Below are 9,275 nucleotides of genomic sequence, written 5' to 3'. Positions count from 1 at the left end.
CCCGAGGTGGGGTTCAGGTAGTACCAGGTGCCGGAGACCTTCTTCCAGCCCGTGGCCATGGCGCCGCTCGCGTTCAGGTAGTACCACGACCCGCGCTTCAGCCAGCCGGTCTGCATGGCGCCCGAGCCGTTGAAGTAGTACCAGCGCCCATCCACCTGGGCCCAGCCCGTGGCCATACGGCCGTCGCGGGAGGGGTCGAGCCAGTACCAGGCACCGCCGGTCTTCAGCCAGCCGGTGCGGGGCTTGCCGTTCCCGTTGCCCCAGTACCATTTTCCCGAGAGCTTGTTCCATCCAGCCTTGAGAGCGGGGAGAGAGGGTTTCTCCGGCTTCGGATCTGGTTTGGGCTCCGGTTTGGGTTCGGGCTTCGGTTCCGGGGTGGGCTCGGGTGCCGGATCAGGCTCGGGCTCCGGGGCCGGGTCGGGGGTAGGATCAGGCTGGGAACTCGGGTCAACAACGTCGCCGCTATTGGATTTTCCGCTGTCCGCTTGCGTGGCATCCGGCCCGGCGGCGGGGACTTCAATGCCGTCGACGCTATCGGCCCAGGCCTGTTGGAGGCCGCTCAGGGCCGATGCCGGAATACTGCCGAGGGCAAGGAGCGCTGCCAGCCCGAGAGCGGTCAGCTTCTTTGAGTATAGGGCTGTGACCATGGATTCTCTCCTTCGGTGTTCTGTTTGAATTACACGGTTATAGTCGTTTTTTGGCATTTCGTCAATGGAGGGGCTTCAAGAGCGGGCCGATGGATGCTAGTATGGGTCGCTCAAAAGGCTGTCAACGAACCGTAATCGAGCACGCGGCCTGCGCTTTCTGTCGTTGACTATGGTCGCGTGCCCTTACTTTAGTAGGAGGTGCCCTTTGGCTACGACATATTCTCGACGGTTTCTATCGCTTGCCCTTTCCGGTGTGTTGGCGGGAAGTCTCGTTCCGGCTACTGCCCTTGCTGCCGATGGCGGCGGGGAGGCCTTGGCGGATCTGTCCAGCGAGGTTGCGGAGAGCGGAGCCGATCTGCCGGAGGTGGAGCAGACAGAAGAGGGTGAGTTGGCTCAGAGTTGGCGCTACATCGACGGCATTCCCGAGAATGTTTGGCTTGAAGAGGCGGAGGAGGCGGGCATTACCCCCTACGGCGCCTTCGTCGATGTGCCGGATAGCTATCGCGCTACCTGGAGCCGCAGCAACGGCATCAACACCTATACGGATCGCCGCAACCCTAATGAGGCGGGTACCATCATCAAGGTGCCCGGCGTGCGGGAGCTGGGTGTGGACATCTCGTACTACAACAACGAGAAGGGCGGCGTCTACAAGCCCATCGACTGGGCCCAGATGCGCGCCGATGGCGTGACGTTCGCTATCATCCGCATCGGAGACGGCGGTACCGGCGGTCGGTTCTTCGTTGATCCGTGGTTCGTGCGGAACGTGCAGGGGGCCCGAGCCCAGGGCATCAAAATCGGCGTATATGTGTACTCGCGCGCTCTCTACCTCGAAGGCGATCGCTTCTCGGTGACCAATGAGGTAACGAACACGCTTCAGCAGCTGGAGGCGGCCGGTTTGAAGCCCGGGGATATGGCGTTGCCGGTATATCTGGACATGGAGGACACCAGCCAGCGGGCGCTCCCCAGCGCCATGCTGGGTAAGATTGCGACAGCCTATTGCGATGCCCTCCAGGCAAAGGGCTATCGCGTGGGCATTTATGCGAACCAGGATTGGTTCAAAAACGTGCTTACCGACCCGATCTTCAGCGCCCAGAACATGGCGAAAAACGGCTGGTCCCGCTGGGTCGCCCGCTATTCCTGGGGCGCTCAGTCCAGTGGTGTGGAGAACACCGATGTGTGGCAATTCACAAGCATCGGGCTGGTGAGCGGCACCCCGCGCAAGTACTGCGATGTGAACTTCGCCTTCGTGGACTTTAAGGGCGGCGCGACGACGGTTCAGCGCACGGAATGGGTGAGCGTCGGCGGCAAGTGGTACCTTCGCGATGCCAGCGGTAACAACCTCACCGGTTGGCAGACCGTTGCGGGCAAGCAGTACTACATGGACAGCGCTGGTGTCATGCAGACGGGCTGGGAGCTTCTCGGTGGCAAGTGGTACTACCTCGGCGGCGACGGCGCGAAGCGCACCGGCTGGGTGCAAACGGGGGGAACCTGGTACTACCTCGATGGTTATGGGGTCATGCAGACGGGATGGCAGACTATCGGCGGCAAGCAGTACTACCTGCTGCCTTCCTCCGGTGCCATGGTTACGGGCACGCGCACCATCGATGGGAAGACCTACACGTTCGATAGCTCGGGCGCACTGGTGAGCACCGGGTCGTCTTCGGTGAACTCCTCGACTCCCGTGAAGACGGGCTGGGTGAGCTCGGGCGGCAAATGGTATCTGAAGGGGTCGTCGGGGCAGAACCTCACGGGCTGGCAGAAAGTGGGCGGCAGCTGGTACTATCTGAACAGCAGCGGAGTCATGCTGACCGGCTGGCAGAGGGTGGGGGGCACGTGGTACTACCTGAAGTCATCGGGCGCCATGGCCACCGGCTGGCAGAAGGTGGGTGGCAGCTGGTACTACCTCAAGTCCTCTGGTGCTATGGTTACGGGTTGGGCCAAAGTAGGATCGACCTGGTACTACCTGAAGTCGTCGGGTGCCATGGCCATCGGCTGGCAGAAGCTCGGCGGTGCCTGGTACTACCTCAAGAGCTCGGGCGCCATGGCCACGGGGTGGTACAAGGTGGGAAGCTCCTGGTACTACTCCAACGGCTCCGGTGTCATGCAGTCGAATCGCTGGATCGGAAACTACTATGTTACCGGATCGGGCGCCATGGCCACCAACACCTGGATCGGCCGCTACCACGTAAATGCCTCGGGTTTGTGGGATAGGACGCGCTAGGTCCGCTCCCTCCCGAGTCTTGCTTCATGAAGAGAGCCTCCCGGCCGATGGCCGGGAGGCTCTCTTGTGTGGGGCTGTCTAATGGAGGCTGCTAGTTCTCCAGCTTCTTGTGGCTGAACAGCTCCTTCCAGTCGCAGGCGGCGAGCACGGTGCCGCACAGGATGGCGATGCAGCAGACGATCTCGACGGGGCCGGGCACGGTGCCCAGCAGGATGAGGCCGAACAGCACGGCCCAAGCGGAGTAGGAGATGTTCAGGGCCATGCCCTTGGCGGCGCCGATGGTGGCAATGCCCTTGTAGTAGAAGAGATAGGAGGCAGTGCCGGCCAGGGCCGCGAGGGCCACGACGCCCACGCCGAAGGTGGGCAGGGCGCTCCAGGTGAAGGCCCAGGCGCCGAAGAGGGGAAGCACTACGAGGAGGTAGACGATGGCCGACGTGGTCTCGCGAATTTGAAGGGCCGTCTCGTTGTCCACGGCATCGTCGCGCATGCCCCAGGCGCAGAGCACCGCCTCGGAGCCCCAGCCGACCACGGTGACGATGGCGGCGATAAGGCCCATGGTGGCATCGCCGGGAACGGTGGTGTCGGAAGAGAGGTATCCCATGGCGATGATGCCGCCGAGGGCTACGGCCAGGGCCACGGCACGACCGGCCGTGATCTTCTCCTTCAGCAGCAGCACGGCCATGAGGGTGCCGAAGGCCGGATAGAAGGAGGAGATGATGGCCGTGTAGCCGGCGCCGATGTTGTTGATGGCGATGACATAGCCGGTCATGCCGATGGGGCCGCCGAGCAGGGCGCCGAGCATGACCACCTTTCCGCTGCGGGTCTTGAGGGCCGCCAACGTGTCGCCCAGGCGGCCGCGCACACCCATGTACAGAAGGAGCCAAAGAGCGCAGAACACATCGTGGAGCGCCGAGCTGACGATGGCTCCCAGTGCGATGGCCTCGACCGTCCCGATGAAGGGCACCATGGTGAGCGCAATACCCAGGATGACCGTGTCCAAGCCCCACAGGCAACCGCTCGCAAGTCCGTATTTCATAGTCTATCCCTCCGTGTAGAACGACTCGTCGTACCAGCGCAGCACTTTTCCGAGGTACTTCTTCGCGTAGTTGTAGTAGATGTAGAGCCACTCGCCCACAAAATCGCCCTCGGCCTCCTTGACGAGGCTCCATACGTACCAGCACCAGCCGGCGAGGGCCACGTAGGCGAAGTTGTGGCGCACCTCCTCGAAGGTGGGCTTGCGGCCGAAGTAGTGCTCCAGGGCCCGCAGTGCCTCCTGTTCCGAGCACTCGCAGCACACCACGTAGGTGCCGAAGTCGCTCGCGTAGTCGGCGAGGCCGGAGTACTCCCAATCGATGAGGTAGAGGTGGTTATCCTCGTCGATGAGGAAGTTGAGGTAGAAGAAGTCGTTGTGGGTGAGGCAGGTGGGAGCACCGTCGGCGTCGGCGAATTCCTTGACCCGCTGGGCCATCTCGGCCATCTCGCGGTAGCCGGGTACATCGATGGGGCCGTGCTCGGCGAGCAGCGCCTCGTAATGCTTGCTCTCGGTGTAGAAATCGAAGGTGTTGTCCACGGTGGCACCGGACTCGTGGATCATCCGGCCCACGCGCATGGCCCGGGCCACCTCCCCATCGTTGCGGGGATCGAGATTGCGGGCGTCCGGGATGAAGCGCGATATCTTCCATCCGCGCTCGTCCTCGTGGATAAAGGTGTCGTCGATGCCCAGGTCATGGGCGATCTTCTGCGCCTCCTTCTCGCTCGTGCGATCGATCATGGCCTCGGTGCCAATGCCGGGGTGACGGTACACGTACTCGCCTTCGTTGGTGGCAAAGTGACACGACAGATTGGTGAGCCCTTGTTTGAGGGGGTACACGTCGTGAATCTCGCCCTTGGAGCAGCCGAGCACGGCCACGATGTTGTCGAATACTTCCGAGTCGAGGTTCTCCAGGAACATCGGATCGAACTCGCGTACCTCGTCGAGGCTGTCGAACTCGAAGATCATACCTGTGGGGTAGCGTCGGGCCACCATGTCGAGGTCCTTGATGTGGTCCAGATAGATGTGCTCCCAGAGCTTGTCGATGGTGGCGGGGTTGTCGTAGACGGCGTCGAGCAGGGGCACGTAGGCGCGGGAGAAGGCATGGTCGAAGTATACATGGCCGATCATGTACCAGGCATTCGCCCCGCCGATGGTGACAGCGGTGATGCGGTCGTGGGCGCCGGTCTGGATGCACCATTCAGTCGTTTCCCCCTCAGCGTACTCTACGGCATAGTAAGCCTTCCAGACGTAGGGCTCGAAGGGATTCTCGATGAAGTAGTCGTCCGAGGAGCAGATGTAGGTGTTGCCGAGGCGGTCCTCCACGCACTTGATCGATGAGCTGTTATTGCGCGAGGCGTAGTCGGGGTTCACCACGATGGATACGCCGAATTTGTCCTCGAGGTAGAAGAAGTACTCCTTCTTGTAGCCGACGACCACGGTGATGTCGGTGATACCGGCCGCGATCAGCTGCTCGATCTGGCGTTCGATGAGCACTTCGCCCCGCACCTTCAGAAGACCTTTGGGCTTTTCGTAGGAGATGGGGGCGAAGCGGGAGGACAGACCTGCGGCCAGGATAATGGCATTTTCCACGCGGTAGGGCTCCAGGGCCTTCCCGCCGGCCTCAGTGGCCTCACCTTCGTCAATGAGCCCCGCTGCAGTCAGCGTCTTGGCGGCGGCGTTCACGCTGCCGAGGGAGAGGCCGGTTGCCTCCGCGATTTTGCGCTGGGCGCAACCGGGATGCAGGACGACCTCCCTCAGCACCAGGAATTCATTCTTGCTTATAGTCAACGATTCCTCGATTCCTCGTTCTGTTCGATAGTTGCATTGTACGCCACGATCAAGAAAAAATGTTCAAAATCATTTTGAATGGTATAAAAATGAACATAAGGGAGGCTATGGGGTAGGCGAAATCGTCACAGCTGAAAAACAACGGTGCGGTCTCGTCGGAGGCGAGGTGGGGAATGGGGGACAATAGAGAGGTCATTGCGCTGAAGGGAGGCACCTATGGGCTATCGTGTCGGTCGCGGGGTTCTGGTCCTGGTTCTGTCCGCTCTCATGGTGGGGGGAGCTGCGCCTGCGGCATTCGCCGCCGGTTCGTCGTGGCGGGGCCACGATGGCGCCTGGTGGTACGAGTATGCCGACGGTGATTACGCTCGGGGCTGGGAGCATATCGGAGGGAATTGGTATCACTTCACGGGCTCGGGGTGGATGCAAACCGGTTGGCTGAAGACCGGGGGCGCATGGTATTACCTGAAGGGCTCGGGCGCCATGGCCACCGGTTGGCAGAAGGTGGGTGGTACCTGGTACTACCTCAAGGGCTCCGGCGCCATGGCCGAAGGGTGGCAGAAGGTCGGGGGCACATGGTACTACCTGAGCCCTGGTTCCGGCGCCATGGCCACGGGCTGGAAAAAGGTTCAGGGGCTGTGGTACTACTTCGATGGCTCGGGGGCCATGAAGACCGACTGGCAGTGGATTGGCGGCGAGTACTATTACATGGAGCCCTCGGGCGCCATGGTGGCGAATCGCTGGATCGGCGACTACTATGTCGGATCCTCGGGGGCCATGGCGAGGAGCCGTTGGGTGGGGCGCTACTACGTGGGCGCCGATGGGGCGTGGATTCCCGGCTATGTGGAGCCGGCCAAGCCCTCCGACCCAGCACCCGCGCCCACCCCGTCCGACCGCTTCGTCTATGCCGTGGGCGACTATGTTGTCGATGATGGCAACGATCCCGCCCAGGTGAGGACGGGGTCGGTTGACGCATCGGGGGAAGCCTATGTGACGCTTCCCGGTGACGGCTTCGAGGTGCTTACCGCCGGCGGCTACGCCTATCCCCGGGGCTACGCCTGCGGTCGCGGGGTGTATATAACCGGCTATAAGGGTGCTTCGGGCGAGGACGTGGTCATTCCCGATGCTATCGACGGGGTACCGGTGGTGTATGCGAATCTCAGTGAGCCTGGGGCAGCGAGCGCCGATCCGCGCTGGATTCTCGATCGCGTGGATGCCTCTCAAGCTGGGCATCTGCGCTGGTTGTCTGTGGGCGGGGCGCCGAGGGAGCTTCGCTGCCAGGGAGCCGGCCAGCTCCGCTATCTGAGCGTTCGGGAGAGCGGGCTCTTGGCCTCCTTCGATGGTTCGGCGCTGTCGCATCTCGAAGTACTTGACTTCGGGGCACTGCCTCGTGTGTTTGCCCTCTCCAAGGGATCGCTCAGGGTGTTCTCGGCCCAGTATCAGGCCACCGATGGCGTCATGCCCTACCTCGACCTCGCCTCTGCGGCGAACCTGGAGACCTTCTCCATTGCGCGGCGCGGCGCAAATGTGACGACCCTCGGTCCGTTGACCAACCAAGGCTATAGCCTTGCGGGATGCACGTCCCTCACAACGGTGGAGCTGCCCTTCCAGCATCTGACCACCTTCGACCCCTTCGCGCTGCCCAGTCTCGAGGTGCTGGTGCTCACGGGCAATCCCCTGACGGATCAGGCTCAGGCGACATGCGAGGAGTGGGCCCAGGAGACTGGGGGCAGTCTTTCTTTGGCGCTGTGAGGAGCGGCCGGTCTGTTGGGGCCTGAAGGCGTATAATGACAGGGAATAACGGGGCCGTCGGCCTGCCAGAAAGGAACTTCCATGATTGATCGCAAAGCATTTCGCTCGTTGTCCTCGGGGTTGTACCTCATTACGGCTCGGGAGGGGGAGCGGCGCTGCGGCTGCGTGGTAAACACGCTCGTGCAGGTGGCCAGTGAGCCACCGACGCTGGCAGTGTCCCTCAACAAGGAGAACGCCACCACGGCCAGCGTGATCGCCTCCGGCCGCTTCGCCGCCACGGTGCTGGCCGAGGAGGCCCCCATGGAGCTCATCGGCGCCTTCGGGTTCCACAGCTCGCTCGATACCGACAAGTTCTCGTTCTGCAGCTATCGCGAGGACGGCGCCGAGATTCCCTACGTGCTCGATCACGCCCTGGCCCGCTTCTCGGTGCGCCTTACTGAGACCATCGACGTGGGCGGCCACTACCTGTTCGTGGGCGTGGTGGAAGAGGCCGATGTGCTGGCCGAGGGTTCGGCGCTGACCTACGCCCACTACCATGCGGTGAAGGGCGGCAAGACGCCGCCGAAGGCCGCCACCTACAACGGCGGCGACGAGGTTCCGGCCACGCCCGCGACGGGGGAGGGTGCTGTTGGCGCCGAGGCTGGCAAGCGTGTCGCCTGGCGCTGCATGCTTTGCGGCTACGTGGAGGAGGGCTATCCCGACGGCCTGCCCGCCGACTACCGCTGTCCCATCTGCGGCGCCGGCCCCGACATGTTCGAGCGCGTGGAGCTGTAGGGTAACTGCGGATTTGGGAGAAGACCTTGGTTGCGAACCGTCGTCAGGGCCGGAATTTCGGCTGTGCAAATCAGTTTCTTTGACAAAAACAAACAAATGTACGATAATAGAGCAGAGGCAATCAAGGACTATTTATACTGCTAGGCAGATTGCTCGCAGTAAGGTGTCTGTTCTTATGTATAGTACTGTTTGATTATTGATGGGAGGGCATTATGTTCAACTACACTGCTTTTGATGTTTCCTGCCATATTGTGAATACGAGTATTGACGCGAACGACCCGGTGAGCAACCTTCAGCTTCAGAAGATCCTGTATTTTGTCCAGGTGGGCTATTTTAGCGAGAAGTCAAAATGGCTCTTCGAGGATGATTTTGAAGCATGGCAATATGGCCCTGTTGTCCCTGGCATTTATCGTCTTTTCTCCATTTGGGGAGGCGGTAAAATTACCAGAAAGCCAACGGCTCCGCATAAGCAAATCAGCAGCGAGGATAGCTGTGTCATTGATCCGATCATTAAAGTGTGTCGCGCAAAAGCCCCTTGGGCTCTTGTGGAGCAAGCCCATGCTGAAGGATCTCCGTGGAAACGTACCATGGATTTAAGGGGCGATAGCGCCATCATTTCCAAAGATCTCATCAGTAGCGCTTCTTAGGAGGTGTTTGTGGACTGCCAGCGAAAATTGGAGGAGCTTCTCCTAGATCTTTCGCGTGACGATGTGAATGTAGAACAGTCCGAGAAAGCCGTGTTTCGTTATACAGATGCATTTTGCATACTATATGCCGAGGAAGGATTTAGGCATCATTACTCAGGGGTTTCGCGGTGTCTTTATGGTGAAACAACGCCACAGACTGAAGAGGATTTTAGAAAAATCTTCAGAAGAGCTGATAGGCTCGTTATCAATTTGGGCACGCTGAAAGAATATGTCGAACGACACAGTAGAGCGGTGTGAGTTAACTTTGTCCGGATTCCGGGTCGCTCCCCTGTGCCACAGGAAGAGGGCCCCTCCTGTATCCTCTCGGGTTGTCTAGGCCGGAGACGGAGAGGAAGGACCCTCCATGCGCGATCATA

General features: G+C 61.0%; 6 protein-coding genes and 1 pseudogene. 4 read left to right on the top strand and 3 right to left on the bottom strand.

Going from position 1 to position 9,275, the window contains the following annotated elements:
* Positions 1–236, bottom strand: a pseudogene (locus F8D48_RS12300) (choline-binding protein A); the annotation flags it as partial.
* Positions 237–852: 616 nt separating this feature from the next.
* Between F8D48_RS12300 and F8D48_RS10875 the strand changes: the two are divergent.
* The gene (locus F8D48_RS10875) at positions 853–2,868 is read left to right on the top strand and encodes a GH25 family lysozyme (protein WP_170272808.1); all 2,016 of its coding nucleotides are present in this window, start codon (positions 853–855) and stop codon (positions 2,866–2,868) included.
* A 91-nt stretch (positions 2,869–2,959) separates the two neighbouring features.
* Here F8D48_RS10875 and F8D48_RS10870 read toward each other — a convergent pair whose 3' ends face one another.
* Positions 2,960–3,904 carry a DMT family transporter gene (locus tag F8D48_RS10870; RefSeq protein WP_151431997.1) on the bottom strand — a complete coding sequence of 315 codons (945 nt, stop codon included), beginning with the start codon at positions 3,902–3,904 and terminating at the stop codon, positions 2,960–2,962.
* Between the two features lie 3 nt (positions 3,905–3,907).
* Positions 3,908–5,689 carry an NTP transferase domain-containing protein gene (locus tag F8D48_RS10865; protein ID WP_151431995.1) on the bottom strand — a complete coding sequence of 594 codons (1,782 nt, stop codon included), beginning with the start codon at positions 5,687–5,689 and terminating at the stop codon, positions 3,908–3,910.
* A 216-nt stretch (positions 5,690–5,905) separates the two neighbouring features.
* Here F8D48_RS10865 and F8D48_RS10860 point away from each other — a divergent pair, with 216 nt between their 5' ends.
* The 3 genes from F8D48_RS10860 (at position 5,906) to F8D48_RS10850 (ending at position 8,859) form a co-directional block, all read left to right on the top strand.
* On the top strand, positions 5,906–7,438 hold the full coding sequence (locus F8D48_RS10860) for a PspC-like choline-binding domain-containing protein (RefSeq protein WP_151431993.1): 1,533 nt from the start codon (positions 5,906–5,908) through the stop codon (positions 7,436–7,438).
* An 81-nt stretch (positions 7,439–7,519) separates the two neighbouring features.
* On the top strand, positions 7,520–8,212 hold the full coding sequence (locus F8D48_RS10855) for a flavin reductase (protein ID WP_151431991.1): 693 nt from the start codon (positions 7,520–7,522) through the stop codon (positions 8,210–8,212).
* A 212-nt stretch (positions 8,213–8,424) separates the two neighbouring features.
* Positions 8,425–8,859 (top strand): Panacea domain-containing protein, encoded by a 435-nt coding sequence (locus tag F8D48_RS10850; protein ID WP_151431989.1) that lies wholly within the window; start codon positions 8,425–8,427, stop codon positions 8,857–8,859.
* The last annotated feature ends 416 nt before the right edge of the window (positions 8,860–9,275 follow it).

The sequence above is a fragment of the Adlercreutzia muris genome (assembly GCF_008831045.1).
Classification (GTDB): Bacteria; Actinomycetota; Coriobacteriia; order Coriobacteriales; family Eggerthellaceae; genus Adlercreutzia; species Adlercreutzia muris.
This window is presented reverse-complemented; position numbering and strand designations above follow the sequence as displayed.

Bases quoted from the DNA above. Each gene is read 5' to 3' on its own strand.
- F8D48_RS10870 (WP_151431997.1), bottom strand. From the start codon at position 3,904: ATGAAATACGGACTTGCGAGCGGTTGCCTGTGGGGCTTGGACACGGTC.
- F8D48_RS10850 (WP_151431989.1), top strand. From the start codon at position 8,425: ATGTTCAACTACACTGCTTTTGATGTTTCCTGCCATATTGTGAATACG.
- F8D48_RS10855 (WP_151431991.1), top strand. From the start codon at position 7,520: ATGATTGATCGCAAAGCATTTCGCTCGTTGTCCTCGGGGTTGTACCTC.
- F8D48_RS10860 (WP_151431993.1), top strand. From the start codon at position 5,906: ATGGGCTATCGTGTCGGTCGCGGGGTTCTGGTCCTGGTTCTGTCCGCT.